At 60.7% G+C, this 19112-nt stretch carries 17 protein-coding genes, 1 tRNA gene, 1 other RNA gene and 1 pseudogene; 8 read left to right on the top strand and 12 right to left on the bottom strand.

Features of this window, described 5'->3' with window-relative positions; genetic code table 11:
- Positions 1–130: 130 nt before the first annotated feature.
- Together ACOAP0_RS12890 and ACOAP0_RS12885 are read right to left on the bottom strand one after the other, a co-directional pair.
- Positions 131–1183, bottom strand: a complete 1053-nt coding sequence (locus tag ACOAP0_RS12890) for a CobW family GTP-binding protein (RefSeq protein ID WP_498376722.1) — start codon at positions 1181–1183, stop codon at positions 131–133.
- Between the two features lie 76 nt (positions 1184–1259).
- The gene (locus tag ACOAP0_RS12885) at positions 1260–2447 is read right to left on the bottom strand and encodes a class I SAM-dependent rRNA methyltransferase (RefSeq protein ID WP_498391432.1); all 1188 of its coding nucleotides are present in this window, start codon (positions 2445–2447) and stop codon (positions 1260–1262) included.
- A gap of 109 nt (positions 2448–2556) precedes the next feature.
- Between ACOAP0_RS12885 and ACOAP0_RS12880 the strand changes: the two genes are divergently transcribed.
- Positions 2557–3162 (top strand): DVUA0089 family protein, encoded by a 606-nt coding sequence (locus ACOAP0_RS12880; protein WP_498376721.1) that lies wholly within the window; start codon positions 2557–2559, stop codon positions 3160–3162.
- A gap of 116 nt (positions 3163–3278) precedes the next feature.
- Here the strand turns inward: ACOAP0_RS12880 and ACOAP0_RS12875 are convergent.
- The 4 genes from ACOAP0_RS12875 to dapF form a co-directional block, all read right to left on the bottom strand.
- A tRNA-Gly gene (locus ACOAP0_RS12875) sits at positions 3279–3354 on the bottom strand.
- 91 nt (positions 3355–3445) lie between these two features.
- Entirely contained in the window at positions 3446–4411 is a 966-nt protein-coding gene (locus ACOAP0_RS12870) for a tyrosine recombinase XerC (protein ID WP_498376720.1), read from the bottom strand.
- A gap of 17 nt (positions 4412–4428) precedes the next feature.
- On the bottom strand, positions 4429–5127 hold the full coding sequence (locus tag ACOAP0_RS12865) for a DUF484 family protein (RefSeq protein ID WP_481873678.1): 699 nt from the start codon (positions 5125–5127) through the stop codon (positions 4429–4431).
- 16 nt (positions 5128–5143) lie between these two features.
- A complete protein-coding gene (gene dapF, locus ACOAP0_RS12860) occupies positions 5144–6013 on the bottom strand; it encodes a diaminopimelate epimerase (protein ID WP_498376719.1) in 870 nt (289 codons plus the stop codon).
- Between the two features lie 103 nt (positions 6014–6116).
- On the opposite strand from dapF, the pseudogene ACOAP0_RS12855 reads away from it, so the two are divergent.
- Together ACOAP0_RS12855 and ACOAP0_RS12850 are read left to right on the top strand one after the other, a co-directional pair.
- Positions 6117–7016 (top strand): annotated as a pseudogene (locus ACOAP0_RS12855) (MBL fold metallo-hydrolase); the annotation flags it as partial.
- Positions 7013–8092: an RNA pseudouridine synthase gene (locus tag ACOAP0_RS12850; RefSeq protein ID WP_498376717.1), complete on the top strand. Its 1080-nt coding sequence runs from the start codon at positions 7013–7015 to the stop codon at positions 8090–8092. The pseudogene ACOAP0_RS12855 and the gene ACOAP0_RS12850, both read left to right, overlap by 4 nt.
- A gap of 7 nt (positions 8093–8099) precedes the next feature.
- Here the strand turns inward: ACOAP0_RS12850 and ACOAP0_RS12845 are convergent, their stop codons facing one another.
- Entirely contained in the window at positions 8100–8528 is a 429-nt protein-coding gene (locus ACOAP0_RS12845) for a CBS domain-containing protein (protein WP_481873675.1), read from the bottom strand.
- A 49-nt stretch (positions 8529–8577) separates the two neighbouring features.
- Positions 8578–8922: RNase P RNA component class A (gene rnpB / locus ACOAP0_RS12840), an RNA gene on the bottom strand.
- 116 nt (positions 8923–9038) lie between these two features.
- Between rnpB and cysK the strand changes: the two genes are divergently transcribed.
- Positions 9039–9956 carry a cysteine synthase A gene (gene cysK / locus ACOAP0_RS12835; protein WP_498376715.1) on the top strand — a complete coding sequence of 306 codons (918 nt, stop codon included), beginning with the start codon at positions 9039–9041 and terminating at the stop codon, positions 9954–9956.
- A gap of 21 nt (positions 9957–9977) precedes the next feature.
- Here cysK and eutC read toward each other — a convergent pair whose 3' ends face one another.
- The 3 genes from eutC to eat are packed head-to-tail and all read right to left on the bottom strand — an operon-like array spanning position 9978 to position 13648.
- Positions 9978–10799 carry an ethanolamine ammonia-lyase subunit EutC gene (gene eutC, locus ACOAP0_RS12830; protein WP_498376714.1) on the bottom strand — a complete coding sequence of 274 codons (822 nt, stop codon included), beginning with the start codon at positions 10797–10799 and terminating at the stop codon, positions 9978–9980.
- A gap of 8 nt (positions 10800–10807) precedes the next feature.
- The gene (locus ACOAP0_RS12825) at positions 10808–12208 is read right to left on the bottom strand and encodes an ethanolamine ammonia-lyase subunit EutB (protein WP_498376712.1); all 1401 of its coding nucleotides are present in this window, start codon (positions 12206–12208) and stop codon (positions 10808–10810) included.
- 42 nt (positions 12209–12250) lie between these two features.
- On the bottom strand, positions 12251–13648 hold the full coding sequence (eat, locus tag ACOAP0_RS12820) for an ethanolamine permease (RefSeq protein ID WP_498376711.1): 1398 nt from the start codon (positions 13646–13648) through the stop codon (positions 12251–12253).
- Between the two features lie 176 nt (positions 13649–13824).
- Between eat and ACOAP0_RS12815 the strand changes: the two genes are divergently transcribed.
- The 4 genes from ACOAP0_RS12815 to ACOAP0_RS12800 all read left to right on the top strand — a co-directional run bounded on the left by ACOAP0_RS12815 (position 13825) and on the right by ACOAP0_RS12800 (position 18373).
- Positions 13825–14763 (top strand): helix-turn-helix domain-containing protein, encoded by a 939-nt coding sequence (locus ACOAP0_RS12815; protein ID WP_498376710.1) that lies wholly within the window; start codon positions 13825–13827, stop codon positions 14761–14763.
- Between the two features lie 45 nt (positions 14764–14808).
- A complete protein-coding gene (locus ACOAP0_RS12810; protein WP_498376709.1) occupies positions 14809–16638 on the top strand; it encodes an NAD(P)/FAD-dependent oxidoreductase in 1830 nt (609 codons plus the stop codon).
- 123 nt (positions 16639–16761) lie between these two features.
- The gene (locus ACOAP0_RS12805; protein ID WP_498391431.1) at positions 16762–17445 is read left to right on the top strand and encodes an MCP four helix bundle domain-containing protein; all 684 of its coding nucleotides are present in this window, start codon (positions 16762–16764) and stop codon (positions 17443–17445) included.
- A 10-nt stretch (positions 17446–17455) separates the two neighbouring features.
- The gene (locus ACOAP0_RS12800) at positions 17456–18373 is read left to right on the top strand and encodes a methyl-accepting chemotaxis protein (RefSeq protein WP_498391430.1); all 918 of its coding nucleotides are present in this window, start codon (positions 17456–17458) and stop codon (positions 18371–18373) included.
- A 40-nt stretch (positions 18374–18413) separates the two neighbouring features.
- Here the strand turns inward: ACOAP0_RS12800 and ACOAP0_RS12795 are convergent, their stop codons facing one another.
- On the bottom strand, positions 18414–19043 hold the full coding sequence (locus ACOAP0_RS12795) for a LysE family transporter (RefSeq protein ID WP_498376707.1): 630 nt from the start codon (positions 19041–19043) through the stop codon (positions 18414–18416).
- Positions 19044–19112: the final 69 nt, after the last annotated feature.

Here is a 19112-nt window from a genome sequence, read left to right as displayed (position 1 = left end):
TGCGCCCTTTCAGGGGCTTGTCAGAGCGGGTTTCTTCGGCGCGCGAGTGTACAGGCTTACCCATGGGAAAACCCATTAGTTGCAAAAGCGAGACAAACATAAGGCGCCCTACCCTCTCGACTTTGAGCCGTTACACCAAGGATTGCTCCATGCCTTGCAAGAAGATGTCTTTGGGCAAGTCGATGCCGATAAACACCATCTTGCTCGTACGGGCCTCCCCCTCCGCCCAGGCGGGTCCCAGATCGCTGCCCATCAATTGGTGCACGCCCTGGAAAATTACCTTGCGCTCGGTACCCTTCATGTAAAGCACGCCTTTGTAACGCAGCATGCGCGGGCCATAGATGTTGACGATGGCCCCCAGAAAATCTTCCAGCTTAGCGGGGTCAAACGGACGGTCCGACTTGAACACGAAGCTCTTCACATCGTCTTCATGATGGTGGTGATGCCCGTGGGTCGCGTGGTCGTGAGCATGGGAAGGGTGATCACAGTGCTCGCCATGTTCGTGGTCATGGTGGTGGTGATCGTCTTCCTTCAGGAAATCCGGATCGATGTCGAGCTTGGCGTTCAGATTGAAGCCGCGCAGGTCAAACACCTCTTTGATGGCCACATCGCCGAAGTGCACTGCTTTTTGCGGAGCACGCGGGTTCATATGCTTGATGCGGTGCATCAGGGCATCCAGCTCCTCTTTGGACACCAGATCCGACTTGCTGATGAATATCTGGTCCGCAAAACCGATCTGGCGGCGCGCTTCCTGGCGGTCATTGAGCTGCTGCACGGCGTGCTTGGCGTCTACCAGCGTCAGGATGGAGTCCAGCAGATAAGTCTCCGCGATCTCGTCATCCATAAAGAAGGTCTGTGCGACCGGGCCGGGATCGGCCACGCCGGTGGTTTCAATCACGACGCGCTCAAAGTCCAGCTCGCCCTTGCGCTTTTTCTCAGCCAGGTCTTTCAGCGTGGTGCGCAAGTCTTCGCGAATGGTGCAGCACACACAGCCATTGCTCATCTGGATGATCTGCTCGTTGGTGTCACTCACGAGGATGTCACTGTCGATGTTCTCTTCACCGAACTCATTTTCAATGACGGCGATCTTCTGACCGTGGGCCTCAGCCAGCACGCGCTTGAGCAAAGTGGTTTTACCGGAACCCAGAAAACCGGTCAGGATGGTGGCGGGAATCAAGCTCATCGTTCAACTTCCAAAAATGGTGCAGTGCAAAAGAAGCAACTGGGGAGTGTAGTCAGCAATTCAAGACTTGTCGGTGTCAGGCTTGTCGCCGCATCACGACCAAGCCCTTAAGGTACTCGCCTTCAGGAAAGGCAATGGTCATCGGATGGTCCGGAGCTCCGCCCATGCGCTCAGTGATAAAGCCGTCCACACCCGCGTCGGAGCCCGCACCGGCGATGATTTTGTGGAACAAGTCAGCACTGATGCCGCCGGAACAGCTGTAAGTGAACAGCACCCCACCCGGCTCCAGCAACTTGAAGGCCAGACGATTGATGTCCTTGTAAGCCCTTGCCGCACGCTCGGCATGCGCCACGGTCGGCGCAAACTTGGGCGGATCCAGAATGATGGCATCAAAGGTGCGCCCCTCAGCCGCAAAAGCGCGCAGCGAGGCATTCACATCCGCGTCCATGAAAGTGGCGCGCGCCGCGTCAAAGCCATTCAGGGCCACGTTCGCCTTGGCTTTTTCGATCGCCGGGCCGCTGGAGTCAATCGAGGTCACATGCGCAGCACCGCCCGCCAAAGCCGCCACCGAGAATCCGCCGGTGTAGGAGTAGCAGTTCAGCACCCGCTGGAAACCGAGGCGGCGGGTGTACTGGGCAAATTTGTGCCGGCTGTCACGCTGGTCCAGATAAAAGCCGGTTTTGTGGCCTTCTGCGATGCTCAGGGCCAGTTTCCAGTCATGCTCGCGCAGCACCAGGTCCGTCGCCCCTTCGCCACGCAGCCAGCCGGTGGCCTCGGACAAGCCCTCCAAGGCGCGGCTGCTGGCATCCGAGCGCTCGTACAGCTTGGTCAGCCCGGTGGCACTGAGCAAGGCATCCGCAATGGCGGGCTTCCACTTCTCCACACCGGCCGAGGTGAACTGCGCCACCAGCGTGTCACCGTAGCGGTCCACGATCAAACCGGGTAATCCATCCGACTCGCCGTGGATCAGGCGCACACCGTCGCTTTGTATGTCAAATCTGGCTCTGGCGCCTATAGCTTGTGCGCAAGCAGCTATAAAAAAGCTAGCATCAATGCGCTGCTTTTCATCAAAACTCCAGACACGCGCCCGGATCTTGGACTGAGGACTGAACGCCGCCCAACCCAGAAATGCCCCCTCGGCCGATTCGACGCGAACCGTCTCCCCGCTGTCTCCGCCGCCTTTGGCGATCGCGGATTCAAAAATCCAAGGGTGGCGGCGCAACAAGGAGCGCTCTTTACCGGCGCGCAGTCGAATGGTTTTCATGGGGGCTATTGTCGCCGCTAGTCCGAAGTGGCTATTGCTGGAAAAAGCGGTCAGGCTTAAATTGAAACTGTGAATTCATTCACATCATTTCAACCTTCAGGGAAACCACATGATTTTCAAAAAAATCGCAGTTGTAGCCGCAATGTTGGCAGGCTCGACTGTTGCCAACGCTGCCGGTCAAACCATTTTCGAAGCTGAGACTTTGGGCCTTGGCTCAAACGACACATTTTTGACCGCACAAAACATCGGTACTTTGGGTGCCAATTCCGATATCAACATCTTCGGTTCACGTCTGAGCGCGTTGCCAGGCGGTACTTCTTTGGATTTCTTCAAGTTCACATTGGGGTCCACATTGGACTTGAACTTTGCCGTGAATACGCCCTATGGCATCACATTACAGAATGACCCCATCGTTGGCTTGTTCAGTTCGACTGGCGTTGCCATAGAAACAAATGACGATGCCGGCCCCGGCTACGATGCTTTGATTCGTCGTACATTGACTGCTGGCACTTACTTTGTGGGTGTAACTGGTTACTCTGATTTTTCGTTCACAGGAACTCATGGCTCTAACAACTGGCTTTATGAGTTGAATGTAACGACAGCGGCACCCAACGAAGTTCTTGCCGCACCAGTTCCCGAACCCGAAACATATGCCTTGTTTTTGGCCGGTTTGGGCTTACTCGGAGCTGCTGCACGCCGCAAAAAATCGGCTTGATGGATGCGACATGCAAAAAATGGGAGCTAAAGCTCCCTTTTTTTGGTCCTTGCGAATCAGAAAACAAAAAAGGCCAGCATACTGCTGACCTTTTTTGAAACCCTTGAGGGTGAATTTGGAGCGGGAAAAGAGTCTCGAACTCTCGACCTCAACCTTGGCAAGGTTGCGCTCTACCAACTGAGCTATTCCCGCGCTACAAGCCCATGATTATATACCGCGTTTTGGCAACTTTCAAGAAACCCAAAACTTTTTGCGAAAAAGAGGAGGCGGCTCATGCCCCCCGTCAGGGCTCCCGCTTGAGTTTGGCGCGCGGATGCGCAGCGTCGTAGGCCTTGGCCAGATGCTGAAAGTCCAACCGGGTATAGACCTGCGTGGTGGTGATATTGGCGTGGCCCAGCAGTTCTTGCACGCCACGCAAGTCGCCACTGCTCTGCAGCACGTGGCTGGCAAACGAGTGGCGCAGCATGTGCGGGTGCACCGGCACATTCAGGCCGGCCAGCTGGCTGCGCCGCTTGAGCCGCTGCCACACACTTTGCGCGGTGAGGCGCGTGCCATTGCGGCCAGTGAAGAGCGCGGAAGCTGCATGGGCGGCTGCGGCGTCCACAGGTGCCGCTGTCGCAGTACCCGAAGGGCCACGCAACTCCAACCAACGCTGCAAGGCCTGCATGGCCGTGGCACCCACCGGCACACTGCGACGCTTGGACCCTTTGCCCAGCACATGGGCCTCTGCGGCCTGCATGTCGATCCAGCCCTTGGCATCTTTGCCGGCTACTACATCCAGCCCCACCAACTCTCCGACGCGCAGGCCGCTGCCATAGAGCAGTTCGACGATGGCGGCATCGCGGGCTTCCAGCCAAGCGTTGTCATAACTTTCGAAATCGGCAAACTGCACCGCGTCATCCACCGCCAGCGCTTTGGGCAATGGTTTGGGCGCCTTGGGCGAGCGCACATCTTGCACCGGGTTGCTGCTCACCAAGCCCTCGCGGCCCAGCCAGGCATAAAAACCGCGCCATCCCGACAGAATGAGTGCGATGCCGCGCCCGCTGCGCCCGGCGCTGTGCATCTGGGCAACCCAGCGGCGGATGTGGTGATTCCTGACGTCTCTCATGGTAACGCCGGCACGCGTGGCCTGCTCAGACAGCCGCCCCAGATCCAGCGAATACAGCTCCACGGTGCGCGCGGCCAAGCGCTTTTCGACGCGGACGAACTCCAGGTATTTCTCCACCAGTGCCGAGTCGTCCGCAGTCATGGCGGTATGGGAATGGCTTAACGCAGGCGGGACAGCGCAGCGCTGGCGATTTCGCCGATGCGCGCCAGGAAGTCCGTGCCCATGCCGCTGTTGAAACGCTGCGCGTCGCCCGAGGCCAGCACCAGCATGCCGAAGGCGGGCGCCTGGCTGCCGGCCATGCCACTGCGCAGGGGAATCAGCGCCAGCGAGCTGACCGTGCCCGGCTCTTCCAACCAGCTCACGGCCTCAAAACCGGTATTCAGGCCGCAGAAAGGTTCATTCAACGAGGTGGCGAAGACCTTGGCATCTTCACTGACCTCCTGGGCCGCCGGCAAAGCAGAAAAGCCCTCAGCCACGCCCCAGACACGCAAGCCCACTTGCGGGACGGCGAACTGGTCCTTGATTTCGCGCACGATCTCCACGGGCAACTCGGCCGGGTTGATGGTGAGAAACAGCGAGCGCGCCCAACGCAGGATCTTGTCGGACAGCATCACGTTCTCGTTGCCGTGGCGGATCATTTCCATGATGCGCTGCTCCAGCAACTTGATCTTCTCGCGCAGCATCTCGGCCTGGCGCTCCTGCAAGCTCACTGCGCGGTGGCTGTGCGGGCTGGTGAACTGCACCGTGGCCAGCAACTCCGCGTGGCGCTGGAAGAAGTCGGGGTTGTTCACCAAATAGTTGGCAATGTCGTCTTCAGTGATGGGGTTGCCCAAGGCTTGGTTCAGAGGTGGAGTCATGGTCTGCGGGTTCAGGTTATTCGGGTAATTCAATTTCGCCACGGAAGACGGTGGTGGCGGGTCCGGTCATGAAAACTGAGGCGCCCATGCCCTCCCAGGCAATGGTCAGCATGCCGCCACGGGTCTGCACATCCACACGTGCGTCCAGCAGGCCGAGACGGATACCGGCCACCACGGCCGCGCAGGCGCCCGTGCCACAGGCCAGCGTCTCGCCCACACCGCGCTCGTACACGCGCAAGCGCACCTGGCTGCGGCTCACCACCTGCAGAAAGCCTACGTTCACACCTTGGGTAAAGCGCGGGTTGGCCTGCACCTGCGGGCCCAGTGTGGCGACCGGTGCAGCATCCACATCAGCCACCAGAGTGACCGCATGGGGGTTGCCCATAGATACCGTTGCTACCAAAAGAGGAGCTGCTTGCGCAGATTCCACGGGCGCCAGAGGCCAATTTCCCCATGAACCCATGGCTTGCAGACTCAGGCCACTGTCGTCAAAAGGAATGTCAGCCGGGTTAAACACTGGTGCGCCCATGTCCACCGTCACCCGGCCATCAGGAGTGAGCAAGGGTTCGATCACGCCCTTCATGGTTTTGACGCGGATGCGGTCTTTGCCGGTCAAGCCCTGGTCGCGCACAAAGCGGGCGAAGCAGCGGGAGCCATTGCCACACTGCTCAACCTCGTTGCCATCGGCGTTGTGAATCACGTATTCGAAGTCGATGCCCTCGGCGGGCGAAGGGCGCACCGTGAGAATCTGGTCGGCCCCCACGCCGAAGTGGCGATCGCCCAGAAAGCGGTAATGCGCAGGGGTCAAGCCCAAGCGACCCTTGGTTTCATCGAGCACCACGAAGTCGTTGCCCGCGCCCTGCATTTTGGTGAACTGGATTCGCATCCGTTCATTATCCCCGTTTGGCTGCACAATCCGCCGCATGGCCAGACCCACCCACCTTCTGCCCGGCGAACTCTCGCCGGCCGCCGCCTCGCTCCTTGATGCCTGGCAAACCGACAGACCCGTGCCCCTGATGCGCCATGTGCTGCGCCTCACCGCCCCCAACCCCGGCGTGATGACAGGCCCCGGCACCAACAGCTACCTGGTGGGCGAACCCGCCACGGGCTATACCGTCATTGACCCGGGGCCTGCTGACCCCGACCACCTGCAGCGCCTGTGGCAGGCGGCTGCGTTTGAAGACGGCAGTGGCGGCAACATCCTGCGCATTGTGTGCACCCATTCGCACCCCGACCATTCGCCCGGCGCTGCACCGCTACAGGCCCTGTGCCAGGGCGGCCCGCCGATTCTGGGCTTGCCCTCAGCGTCCACCGCACGCGCCGCCAGCGCGTTCACTCCGGACCGACCGCTACAAAATAGAGAGCTGCTCGCGCATATGCTGCCTGCGCCAGAGGTCGAAACCGCACTTAAACCTGTGCACACCCTGCAGGTGATTTACACCCCTGGCCATGCAGCCAATCACGTATGCCTGCTGCTGGAAGAAGACGGCCTGCTCTTCAGTGGCGACCACATCTTGAATGGCAGCACCACGGTCATCGACCCGCCGGACGGCAACATGCGGGACTATCTGGATTCGCTGGACGCACTGGCCGCTGCCTGCCGCGACTACCAAGCGCAATACATCCTGCCGGCCCACGGCCATGTCATTGACGGAGCGGGCGAGGCCATTGCCAAGCTCAAGGCGCACCGCCTGGCGCGCGAAGCCAAAATTGCGGCTGTCATGCAAGCCAATCCCCAAGGCATCCTGGACGACTGGCTGCCCCTGGCCTACGACGATGTAGACCCGCGCATCTGGCCTGTGGCCAAACGCTCCCTGCTAGCCCATGTAGAACGCATTTACGCACTGGACAATCCGGGCGCGCAACATAACGAAGAAGGCCAAGCATGAGCACATCCGACGCCAAGCCCCCACGCCCCATACTGACCAAGCCCGTCAAACCGACGCGCGCCGCGGCACCGGCGAGAGCACCCGCATCCGCCCCCCAGCCTCAGCGCGCAGCCAGCGCGACCCGGACACCCTCGGGACCGCGTGGCCCCTCTTCATTGCGGAGTCCGGGGGCAGCCCATCGTCCAGGCCCCACCACAACAGCTCAGACACCTGCGCCATCCAGCAAGAAGCCTCGTTTGCGCAAGCCACGCAAAGAGCCCGTCGTAGAAGCACCGGCAGCCACTACCGGTGAGCGCCTCTCCAAACGCGTCATGGCCCTCAAAGATTGCTCCCGCAAGGAAGCGGAGCAATATATCGAAGGCGGCTGGGTGCAGGTTAACGGGGTAGTGGTGGAAGAACCCCAGCACCGGGTGGACCGGGAGACCATCACCCTGGACCCCAACGCCAGCCTGATGGAACTCACACCGGTCACCCTGTTGCTGAACAAGCCGGCCGGCCACACCGACGGGCTGGAAGAACTAACTCCGGTGCGCGCCGGTGCCCCGGCACGCACTGGCGCACCGGGACACAAAGCGCCTCCGGCAAATGCCCGTGCGCTACTGACCCCTGCCAACCATTGGGAAGGTGACCCGGCTGACACCCGCGTGCTCAAGCGTCACTTCAACCACCTTGAAGCGGATGTCGAGTTGGAAACCGGCGCAACCGGCCTGGTGGTCTTCACCCAGGACTGGCGCACCACCCGCAAGCTCACAGAGGACATGTCCACCATGGAACATGAATTTCTGGTCGAGGTGAAGGGAGAAGTGGAGCCTGATGCGCTCAAGCCTATAGCCTACGCGCTCAAGGACGAGCGCTTGGACCTGCCTCAGGTGAAAGTCAGTGTAAACAGCACCACCCCGGAGTCCAGCCGCCTGCGCTTTGCCATCAAGGGCTCACACCCAGGACTGATTGCCTTTCTGTGCGAAAAAGCCGGGCTGCACATTCTGGGAATGAAACGCATCCGGCTGGGGCGCGTTGCGCTGTCCGACCTACCGGTCGGGCAATGGCGGTATCTGGCGGGCTGGGAGAAGTTTTGAGAGCGCGTCAGCTCGCGATGTAGCTTTGCAGCTGGCTGATCGTCTGTTCGTGGTCCTTGATGATGTCGTCCATCAAGTCCCGGATAGAGATCATGCCCAGCACCTTGGTACCGTCGACTACCGGCAAGTGGCGGATCTTTTTCTGACTCATCAAGGCCATGCACTCCTGGGTGCGCGTCTTGGGGCCGACTACCATGACCTGCGAGGTCATGATGTCTTTCACTTTGGTGTCTTTGGAAGATCGACCCGACAGTGCGATTTTGCGGGTGTAGTCCCGCTCCGAGAAAATGCCGACCAACTTGTCGCCATCCATCACCATGAGCGCGCCGACGTTGCAGTCGGCCAGCATTTCGAGCGCCTGGTAGACGCTGTCATCCGGGTTCAGGCTCCAGACAGAGCCCCCGTGTTTCTCCAACAGTTCCAGAATCGGTCGCATAAAGCCTCCGCCAAAAACACTGTGAAGACTCGACCATACAACAAATAAAGTGTGAAGCCCACCGATAAGCCGGATTCTGTGCATGGGGTTTCCCCCACGTGACCACCATTACTCTGGGCCGCCGGTCACCCGGACGGCTCGATGCTACCTACCCGCACACTCCGGGGGCCCCGTCAACGTGTGCCTACTTGGTATTGCTGCGCGTAGAGATTGCCCGTTTCACCCGAACTGAATCGGCTCGTCTCTGTTGCTCTAATCCTCACCTTAGGGCCTTCCACTTGCGTGGCCGACTTGTCGGTGGACAGCCGTTAGCTGCTACGCTGCCCTATGCAGTCCGGACGTTCCTCCAGTGCTCTGTTTCCAGAATTGCACCAGCGGTGGTCTGGCGGGCTTCACCCCCTGATTATCGGTCCTGCCGGAGCAGGAATATCGATATGTGCAAACTGTCGAAGCCTTTTCAAAACTTTGCTTCAGAATATTCACGTTCAGACCCCATCACGGAGACACACCATGGCATTCGACAACGTCCTGCAAACCATCGGCAACACGCCCCACATCCGCATCAACAAGCTGTTCGGCAACAGCCACAAGGTGTATGTGAAAAGCGAGCGCACCAACCCGGGCGGCTCCATCAAGGACCGCATTGCCTTGGCCATGATTGAAGACGCAGAACGCAGCGGCGCGCTGCAACCCGGCGCCACCATCATTGAACCCACCTCCGGCAACACTGGCGTGGGCTTGGCCCTGGTTGCAGCGGTCAAGGGATACAAACTGATTCTGGTCATGCCCGACAGCATGTCCATTGAGCGCCGCCGCCTCATGTTGGCTTACGGCGCCAGCTTCGACCTGACCCCGCGCGAGAAAGGCATGAAGGGCGCCATCGCCCGCGCCGAAGAACTCAAGGCCCAGACCCCCGGCGCCTGGATCCCCCAGCAGTTTGAAAATCCCGCCAACATCGATGTGCACGTGCGCACCACCGCCCTGGAAATCGCCAACGACTTCCCCCAAGGCGTGGACTACATCATCACCGGCGTAGGCACCGGCGGGCACCTGAGTGGTGTGGCCCAAGTGCTCAAAGCCAAGTGGCCGCAGCTCAAGGTTTTTGCCGTAGAGCCTTCCGCATCCCCCGTGATCAGCGGTGGTGCACCCGCGCCCCACCCTATTCAAGGCATTGGCGCTGGCTTCATCCCCAAAAACCTGAAGACGGATCTGCTGGATGGCGTGATTCAGGTCGAAGCCGAAACTGCCCGCGAGTACGGCCGCCGCAGCGCACGTGAGGAAGGTTTGCTGGTCGGCATTTCCAGCGGCGCAACCTTAGCCGCGATTGCGCAGAAACTGCCCGAGATCCCCGCAGGCAGCACCGTGCTGGGCTTCAACTACGACACCGGTGAGCGCTATCTGTCGGTCGAAGGCTATTTGCCCGCCTGACCTCACGCAAAGGGCTGCGGCTTACTTCAGCAGGAAGTTGCCGTGGCCTGCGTTCAGGGCAGTGGCCGCTGTGGCGGTTTCGTCTTTGAGCTCCACTCCGGACAGGTGGCGCTGGCGGGATTCGGTGAGCAGAAAGTGCAACTTGTAGGCTGCTTCGTCAACCACTAGCCCGGCGGGCCGCACATTGGAGATGCAATTGCGGCTCGCGTCCGTCAGCCCCACGCGGGGCATCCAGGTCAGATACAGGCCCATGCTATCCGGTGAGCTCAAACCGGGGCGCTCCCCGATCAGCACCACCACCGCCTTCGCACCCAGTGCCTGCCCAATTTCATCGCCGATGGCGACGCGGGCTTGGCGCACCACACACAGGGGCGCGACTTTCCAATCTTCACCCGCCATGCGCTGATGCAAAGCCGCCAAAAACGGTGCCGCGTTTTGCTCAATAGCCAAAGCCGACAGGCCGTCTGCGATCACAAACGCCACGTCGAACCGCCGTTCCTCCAGGGTCCCTTTCGAAGGGGCCAACAAGTCGCGCGAAGCGATGTCCAACCTGCGCCCCAGATCGGGGCGTTGCAGGTAGTGGTTGCGGTCCGTCGCAGCGCTGTGCAGTTGGAGCACAGTGCTAGGCAGACTCGGCCACGCAGCACTAAGCTGGGCGGACAAAGCTGGGCCGTCTAAGCCGCGATGCACGGCATCTCGCGCCTGGGCATGGGCCAATTGAAACGCAAGATGCGCGCTCGTGGGCAAGCTCACGCCGGAGCGGCCCAAGGCAATGCGGGCATCGGTGAATTGGCGCAATGCTGCCCATGGGTTGGCGGTGACGGGTGACTGTGGGTCAGACATGCATCACCTCAAGCCAAGGGCAACAAGGCTTGCTCGAATGCGGCGGGCAGTCCCGGCGGCAGCACCAAGTCGGCGCCCTGCCCTTGAAAGATGTTCATGCGCTGCAACCAGGCCTCGAATTCGGGCGCAGGCCACAAGCCCAGCACCTTGCGCGCATACAGGGCGTCGTGGAACGACGTGGTCTGGTAGTTCAGCATGATGTCGTCCGAGCCCGGAATGCCCATCACGAAGTTGCAGCCCGCCGCCCCCAGCAGGGTGAGCAGCACATCCATGTCGTTCTGGTCGGCTTCGGCGTGGTTGGTGTAGCAGACATCGCAGCCCATGGGCAGGCCCAGCAGCTTGGCGCAGAAGTGGTCTTCCAGCCCCGCACGGATGATCTGCTTGCCATCAAACAGGTACTCAGGGCCTATGAAGCCGACCACGGTGTTGACCAGCAGCGGCTTGAAAGCTCGCGCCACCGCGTAGGCTCGGGCCTCGCAGGTTTGTTGGTCCATGCCATGGTGGGCGTTGGCCGAGAGGGCGCTGCCCTGCCCGGTTTCGAAATACATCACGTTGTCGCCCACCGTGCCACGGTTCAGCGAAAGTGCCGCACTCCGCGCCTCGGCCAGCAACGCGAGGTTCAAGCCAAAGCTGCTGTTGGTGGCCTCGGTACCGCCTATGGACTGGAACACCAAATCCACCGGCGCACCGCGCTCAATCGCCTGGATGGTGTTGGTCACATGGGTGAGCACACAACTCTGCGTCGGGATGTCGTAGTGCGCGATGACGTCGCCCATCATGTGCACCAGCTTCATCACCTGGGCCACGTTGTCGGTCGCGGGGTTGATGCCGATCACCGCGTCCCCGCTGCCGTACAGCAAGCCGTCCAGCAGGCTGGCGGCGATGCCGGTGGCGTCATCCGTGGGGTGGTTGGGCTGCAGGCGTGTCGCCATGCGGCCGGGCAGGCCGATGGTGTTGCGAAACGCCGTCACCACCCGGCACTTCTTGGCCACCAGAATCAGGTCCTGGTTACGCATGAGCTTGCTCACGGCGGCGGCCATTTCGGGCGTGATGCCGGGTGCCAGTGCCGTGAGGGCCTGCGTGTCTGCCGCATCACTGAGCAGCCAGTTGCGGAAATCCCCCACCGTGAGGTGGCTCACCGGCGCAAACGCTTGCGCACTATGGGTATCCAGAATCAGTCGGGTAACTTCGTCTGATTCGTAGGGCACCAAGGCCTCGGTCAGGAAGATGCGCAAGGGCAGTTCTGCCAAGGCCATCTGGGCCGCAGCCCGTTCCTGCGCCGTGTGCGCAGCCACCCCGGCCAACAAGTCACCTGAGCGCAAGGGCGTGGCCTTTGCCATCAGGTCTTTGAGGTCCCGAAAACCATAGACATGGCTTGCGACGGTGTGCTGGTAAGGGTGGCTTGGCACGTCAGTGATTCAAAGAAGTGGCAGGTGGCAAAAGTGCAGTGATTACTTGGCGACAGAGGCGCTCATGCCTTGGGGCATGGCATCTGCACGTTGCTGTCCGGTCATCTTAAAGTAGACGTACCCCAGCACCAGGAAGCCCACAAACAAACCGAAGATCAGGGGGTTGTAGTAGATCATGGTGGCCATGCACACCAGCGCGCCGAACAGGGCGAACGCCGGGAAGAAGGGATACAGCGGTGCACGGAAAGGACGTGCCATGCCGGGTTCGGTACTGCGCAGCTTGAACAGGCTGAGCATGCTCAGGATGTACATCAGGATGGCGCCGAACACCGACATGGTGACGATATTCGCGGTCAGGGACTGGCCGCCAATAGTGATCAAAGAATCACTGTAAATGGCCGCAATGCCGACCACGCCACCAGCCAGGATGGCGCGGTGCGGTGTCTTGAAGCGGGGATGGACTTTGGCAAAGTACGAAGGCAGGAAGGCCTCGCGGGACAAAGCGTAGATCTGGCGTGAATAGCCCAGGATGATGCCGTGGAAGGACGCTACCAGACCGAACAGGCCCAACCACACCAGCATGTGCAACCAACCACTGTTTTCACCCACGATGAGCTTCATGGCTTGGGGCAGCGGGTCATTGATGTTGGCAAGCTTGGTCCAGTCACCGGCGCCGCCGGCAAATACCATCACGCCCACGGCCAGCACCACCAAGGTCAGGATGCCGGTGATATAGGCAATCGGGATGGAGCGCTTGGGGTCTTTGGCTTCTTCGGCTGCCATGGCCACGCCTTCAATCGCCAAAAAGAACCAGATGGCAAACGGAATGGCTGCAAACATGCCGGGAATGGCCGCAAGGCTGAAGCTGTCTTGACCGGACCACCCCCCTTTAGTGAAGTTGGCAATCGAGAACCCGGGCGAGACCACGCCCATGAACACCAGCAATTCAAAAATGGCCAGAATGGTGACAAACAACTCAAAAGTCGCGGCGATTTGCACGCCCACGATGTTCAACGTCATGAACACCAGATAGGCGCCCAAGGCTGCCAATTTGGGATCCAGCGAGGGGAATTGCACGTTCAGGTAGGCCCCAATCGCCAATGCGATGGCAGGCGGAGCGAATACAAACTCCACCAGAGTGGCAGCGCCAGCGAGGTAGCCGCCGGTGGGACCGAAGGCGCGCTTGCTGTACGCAAAGGGACCACCGGCATGGGGGATGGACGTCGTGAGTTCGGTAAAGCTGAAGATGAAGGTGGTGTACATCGCCGCGATAAACAGTGCGGTGATAGTGAAACCCAGCGTGCCTGCCGATGCCCAGCCAAAGCTCCAGCCAAAGTATTCGCCGGAAATCACCAGCCCGACGGCGATGCCCCAGAGCTGCAAGGTGCTGAGCACCGGCTTGAGCGCATGAGCGCCCGATGAGGGTTGTGACGTTGACATGTGGTTCCTCCAACATGGGTTGAGAAAGTGCCCCCTGCACGCCGGCATGGGGTTTGCTAGTGGTGAATGTAGGCAGTCGGATGGCAAGCCGGTATCAAAAATCGGCAAACCTGCATTGCGCACCTTCACGGTGCAGCTGCCTTGGTCACCATTCCGCACACATTCATCGCTCGCCCATGCAGTCGCCGTCATTACCCACCGCTGCCCTCCGTGTCATCGAAGCACGTGATGCGGACGAGCACGCCGGCAACCTCACCAACTGGGAGCAGTGCTACGACCAAACCACCCCGGGCAGCTTCCACGGCTTGCTGGAGGAAATGCAATTGCCGGACATGCAGGTTTTCCGGGAAAGCACCAGCCAGGGCATGCGGCAGACCTGCTGCGTCTGGCCGGATGCCCTGTGGTTCGGCCTGCCCTACTCAGCCCAGGCGACCCGCATCAACGGACGCACCGCAACACCTGACAGCGTGCTGGTGCGCCCGGGGAATTGCGAATTCGAGCTCGTCACGCCGGCGGACTACACCATCTTTGGGGTGGTGGTACGGCAGGATGCCTTGCGCGAGGCCGCCCATCGCATGGGCTTTGAACTCGATTGGGAACGCCTGAGCCGTGCCGAAGTGGTGCAGGCCTCACCGGCCGCGCGCCACCAATGCCTGCACACATTGCACGCACTGCTGGCAGGCGATGCCGTGTCTTCGACGGACCCGCAGCATCTGGCGCTGGACGCTTTGCTGCCATTGCTGGACACCGGCGTGGTGGACAGTGCGGTGCGCGACAGCTTGGCGCGCCGCCAGCGCATCGTCGCCAAAGCACGCGACTACCTGCTGGCCCACCACGACCAGACCATCACCGTGCCCGACCTGTGCCAGCGCCTGTTCGTGAGCCGTCGTACCCTGCAGTACTGCTTCGAAGACGTACTGGGCATGACGCCCGTGCAATACCTTCGCATTCTACGGCTCAACGGAGCGCGCAGAGACCTGCTGCGCAAACCGGACAGCGCCGTACGCGACGTGGCGGCCGACTGGAGCTTCTGGCACTTCAGCCAATTCGCCAGCGACTACCGCAAGCTTTTCGGACACAGCCCCTCCGAGGCGCGGCAGCACGGCCCACACTGAGTCGGCGCGTAAAATCGCGGCCTTGCTTGATAACCACGAGCCGCCATGATCCGCATCACTGAACTCAAACTCCCCCTGTCTGCCCTGCCCGTCGAGGAGCGCCGCGCCTCCGATGCACCTTCGGAAACCGAGGCTGATCGCGCGCCTGTCGCCCACCCTGTAGAGGCGCTTCAACGGCTGTGCGCCCAAGCGTTGGGCATTGACGTAACGGCCATAGCGAGCCTGCAAGTTTTCAAACGCAGCTTCGATGCGCGCAAGGCGGATTTGCTGGCGGTCTACATCGTCGACCTCTCGCTAGCGGACGCCTCGCTGGAAGCTGGGTTGTTGGCCCGCCACGCAGACCACCCGCACATCGGCCCCACCCCTGACATGAGCTACCGCATGGTGGCGCAGGCCCCTGCCGACCTGCAAGAGCGCCCCGTGGTGGTGGGCTTTGGCCCCTGTGGCATGTTTGCAGCGCTGGTGCTGGCGCAAATGGGCTTCAAGCCCATCGTGCTGGAGCGGGGCAAAACGGTGCGCCAGCGCACCAAAGACACTTGGGGCCTGTGGCGCAAAAAGAACCTGAACCCCGAAAGCAATGTGCAGTTCGGTGAAGGCGGTGCCGGCACCTTCTCGGACGGCAAGCTTTACAGCCAGATCAAAGACCCGCGCTTTCTGGGCCGCAAGGTGATGCATGAATTTGTGCAGCACGGCGCACCGTCAGAGATCCTGTACGAGGCACACCCGCACATCGGCACCTTCAAACTCGTGAAGGTGGTGGAAGGCATCAGGGAGCAGATCATCGCGCTGGGCGGCGAAATCCGTTTTGAGCAACGTGTCACGGATGTGTTACTGGGCGAATCGCTATCAAATCAGGAGCTACCCACGCAATCCATACGGGCGCTGGAGGTTGAAAACCTTGTGGATGGCAGCCGCTACCAGCTACCGGCAAGCCACGTGGTCATGGCGCTGGGCCACAGTTCGCGCGACACCTTTGCCATGCTCTACGAGCGCGGCGTGGCCATGCATGCCAAACCGTTTTCGGTGGGCTTCCGCATTGAGCACCCGCAAAGCGTAATTGACCGTGCGCGCTGGGGCCGCCATGCAGGGCACCCGCTCTTGGGCGCGGCGGACTACAAACTGGTGCACCACGCAGCCAACGGGCGGGCGGTGTACAGCTTCTGCATGTGCCCGGGCGGCACGGTGGTGGCGGCCACCAGTGAGCCCGGCCGAGTAGTCACCAACGGCATGAGCCAGTACTCCCGCGCCGAGCGCAATGCCAACGCAGGCATGGTGGTGGGCATTGACCCGCCCGACTACCCGGACGACGAGGCCGCCTTTGTGCATGCCTTCGGCGATGAGAAAGGCAAGCGCTATGCGGCAGAAGCCACCGCCATGAAAGCCAACGACCCGAAGGCTGCACACCCCATGTCAGGCATTGCACTGCAACGGCAGCTGGAAAGCGGTGCGTACACCTTGGGTGGCGGCACTTATGAAGCGCCCGGCCAGTTGGTAGGTGATTTCATTGCGGCCAAGCCTTCCAGCGAATTCGGCAGCGTCATGCCGTCGTACAAGCCTGGTGTGAAACTGGGCGACCTCGCCCCTTCATTGCCCGCCTATGCGATTGAGGCCATGCGAGAAGCTCTGCCGGTGTTCGGCCGCAAGATCAAGGGCTTTGACATGGCAGATGCCGTGCTGACCGGGGTGGAGACACGCACTTCCAGCCCCATCAAGATTCCGCGCGGTGATGACCTGCAGTGCACCAACGTACGCGGCCTGTACCCGGCGGGCGAAGGCGCTTCGTATGCCGGCGGCATTTTGTCGGCGGGCGTAGACGGCATCAAAGTGGCCGAGGCGTTGGCCTTGGACATGCTGAGCCAAGCGCGCACTCCCTGAGGGCAGCGGCACTTGCGTGGCCACTGTTGCGCGCGCACCCCAATCAGGTTTTTTAAGCTTTTGGGCTTCCCAGTTGTCACGACTGGGCTTAGCATGTGCTTACAAAAAAACAGGGAGGGCGCCATGCAAACATTTGGCTCTTGGAAAGTCAGCACCAAGCTGGCCGCAGGCTTCGGCCTGCTCATCGCATTGCTTCTGGCCATCAGCGGCACATCCATTTACCGGATAGGCAACATCAATGACAACGTCAATCACATAGTGGATGAAAGCGCGGTCAAGGTGATACTTGCCTCCCAGCTGCAACTAGGCATCAATGTGCAGGTTCGCAATATGCGGGCTGCCGTAGTGGGGTTGGCGATAGGCAATGCGGAAGAAGCGACTTACACCGTGAGTCGGATCGCCCAAGGCCAGAAGGCTGCGGATGATGCATTTGGAAAGCTAAAGAAAACCATCGTCAGCGCCAAAGAGCAGGAGCTCTTAAAGCCTGTTGAAGAAGCGTTGATTGCCTTCAATGCTGTCAGAGAAGAAGCCGTAAAGCGCATACAGACAGGCAATACGCAAGAGGCTGGTGAGTACTTGGTAAAGAATGTGCGGGGACCACTCAGCAAGCTGACCGCCGCCTCCGATGCCATGCTGGAGGCTCAATCAGACACGATAGTCTTGGAGGGCCAGCTCGCCAAAGCGCAAGGCGCTGCAGCTATCCAGACAACCTTGTTGTTCTCTGTCTTTGCCGTCATCGCAGCCTTGGGCGTAGCCATAGTGATCACCCGCAGCCTGACCCGTCAACTGGGGGGGAGAGCCGGGTGAAGTGGTCCGGGTGGCCAACGCGATTGCGGAGGGCGACCTGACGGTGGTGATTCCAGCGCACCAGCAACAAACCGACAGCGTGGTGGCTGCGATGCTGCGCATGAAATACAGCCTCACCCACATGGCGGGACTGGTCCATGAATGCAGCGAGCAGGTGGCTTCTGCGTCAGAGCAGATTGCCTCCGGCACCGCAGACCTGAGTGCACGCACCGAGGAACAAGCCAGCAACCTCGAAGAAACTGCCGCGTCTACGGAAGAAATTGCCAGCGCCGTCAAGCTCAATGCCGAGCACACGCGAGAAGCCAGCGCCATGGCCAATGAAACCTCCGGTGCGGCGCTGGAAAGTGGGCAACACGTAAACGCCATGGTGCACACCATGCAGTCCATCGCCCAGTCATCCAAGAAGATCAGCGAGATCATCGGGGTGATTGACGGTATCGCCTTCCAGACCAACATCCTCGCGTTGAACGCGGCGGTGGAGGCCGCGCGTGCCGGTGAACAAGGGCGGGGTTTTGCCGTCGTGGCCTCTGAAGTGCGCAGCCTGGCGCAGCGCAGTGCGGAAGCTGCCAAGGAGATCAAAACGCTGATCGGCGACAGTATCAGCCGGGTGGCCACCGGCGAGCAGCAAGCCCAGTTGGCCGGAGCCTCTGTGCAAGGCATCGTGGGTCGGGTGCAACGCGTGAACGAGCTGATGAACCAGGTCTCTGCCGCCACCGCCGAAGAAAACGCAGGCTTCACCCAGATCAGCGAAGCCATCATGCAACTGGATCAGGTGACTCAGCAAAACTCCGCACTGGTGGAGGAAAGCGCCGCAGCGGCAGATAGCCTCAAACAGCAAGCAGCCCGGCTGAAAGAGGTGGTCAGCATGTTCAGGATTGAGCAGAACCGCTTGCACGGGTCGGGGGCCCCTCTACAGCTGGCCTTTTGATCGACTCAGCCTGCGAAGTCCAGCCTTTGCAGGCAGACAGTCAAGTCGTCCGCTTGAACAGCGCCAACAGGGTGCCAGCTGCCACAAACAAGCCGCCGAACACCCGGTTCATGGTGCGCAAGTGCGACTTGGATTTGAGTGCACGCAGCACTTTGGCGGCCAAGGCCGTGTAGCAGCCCATGACCACCAGATCAGTAAAAGTCAAAGTGGCGCCGATGATCAGGTATTGCAGTGTGAGGGCTTGTGCGAGGTTCAGGAATTGCGGCACCACCGCCAACAAAAACACCGTGCCCTTGGGGTTCAGCGCATTGATGACCCAAGCTTTGAAAATTTGTGTGCGCACACTCGCCGGCACAGCTTCATCAGCCTTTGCAGCGAGAGGAACAGCAGGTGCACGCCACTGCTGGATACCCAGCCACACCAGATAGGCCACCCCTGCCCATTTGATCACCAGAAACGCCGTGCCACTGGCAGCTACCACGGCACCCAGCCCCACCCCCACCACGAGGATCTGGGTCCAAATGCCCAACACCAAACCGATGGTGGTGATGTAACCGCGCCGGAAGCCGTGATTCAGGCCGGCGCTCATGGCGGCTACCGCGCCGGCGCCGGGCGAGATGCTGATGGCCCAGGAAGCGGCGAAGAAGGCGAGCCAGGTAGAAAGTTCCATAGTGCAGAGGCTGAAACGCAAACCGCGGTTGTAGCACGCCACAAAAAGAGAACCCCTGGCCGCACTCAG

The organism is Curvibacter sp. Hmag1.1 (assembly GCF_059769165.1).
The sequence above is the reverse complement of the archived record's forward strand: the minus strand, read 5'-3'. Positions and strand labels throughout refer to the sequence as shown.

What these genes read in the sequence shown, in the direction of transcription:
- eutC (WP_498376714.1), bottom strand. Translation starts at nt 10,799, where the DNA reads ATGTCTGACCCACAGTCACCCGTCACCGCCAACCCATGGGCAGCATTG.
- ACOAP0_RS12850 (WP_498376717.1), top strand. Translation starts at nt 7,013, where the DNA reads ATGAGCACATCCGACGCCAAGCCCCCACGCCCCATACTGACCAAGCCC.
- ACOAP0_RS12815 (WP_498376710.1), top strand. Translation starts at nt 13,825, where the DNA reads ATGCAGTCGCCGTCATTACCCACCGCTGCCCTCCGTGTCATCGAAGCA.
- ACOAP0_RS12890 (WP_498376722.1), bottom strand. Translation starts at nt 1,183, where the DNA reads ATGAGCTTGATTCCCGCCACCATCCTGACCGGTTTTCTGGGTTCCGGT.
- dapF (WP_498376719.1), bottom strand. Translation starts at nt 6,013, where the DNA reads ATGCGAATCCAGTTCACCAAAATGCAGGGCGCGGGCAACGACTTCGTG.
- cysK (WP_498376715.1), top strand. Translation starts at nt 9,039, where the DNA reads ATGGCATTCGACAACGTCCTGCAAACCATCGGCAACACGCCCCACATC.
- ACOAP0_RS12805 (WP_498391431.1), top strand. Translation starts at nt 16,762, where the DNA reads ATGCAAACATTTGGCTCTTGGAAAGTCAGCACCAAGCTGGCCGCAGGC.
- eat (WP_498376711.1), bottom strand. Translation starts at nt 13,648, where the DNA reads ATGTCAACGTCACAACCCTCATCGGGCGCTCATGCGCTCAAGCCGGTG.
- ACOAP0_RS12885 (WP_498391432.1), bottom strand. Translation starts at nt 2,447, where the DNA reads ATGAAAACCATTCGACTGCGCGCCGGTAAAGAGCGCTCCTTGTTGCGC.
- ACOAP0_RS12870 (WP_498376720.1), bottom strand. Translation starts at nt 4,411, where the DNA reads ATGACTGCGGACGACTCGGCACTGGTGGAGAAATACCTGGAGTTCGTC.
- ACOAP0_RS12795 (WP_498376707.1), bottom strand. Translation starts at nt 19,043, where the DNA reads ATGGAACTTTCTACCTGGCTCGCCTTCTTCGCCGCTTCCTGGGCCATC.
- ACOAP0_RS12880 (WP_498376721.1), top strand. Translation starts at nt 2,557, where the DNA reads ATGATTTTCAAAAAAATCGCAGTTGTAGCCGCAATGTTGGCAGGCTCG.
- ACOAP0_RS12810 (WP_498376709.1), top strand. Translation starts at nt 14,809, where the DNA reads ATGATCCGCATCACTGAACTCAAACTCCCCCTGTCTGCCCTGCCCGTC.
- ACOAP0_RS12865 (WP_481873678.1), bottom strand. Translation starts at nt 5,127, where the DNA reads ATGACTCCACCTCTGAACCAAGCCTTGGGCAACCCCATCACTGAAGAC.
- ACOAP0_RS12845 (WP_481873675.1), bottom strand. Translation starts at nt 8,528, where the DNA reads ATGCGACCGATTCTGGAACTGTTGGAGAAACACGGGGGCTCTGTCTGG.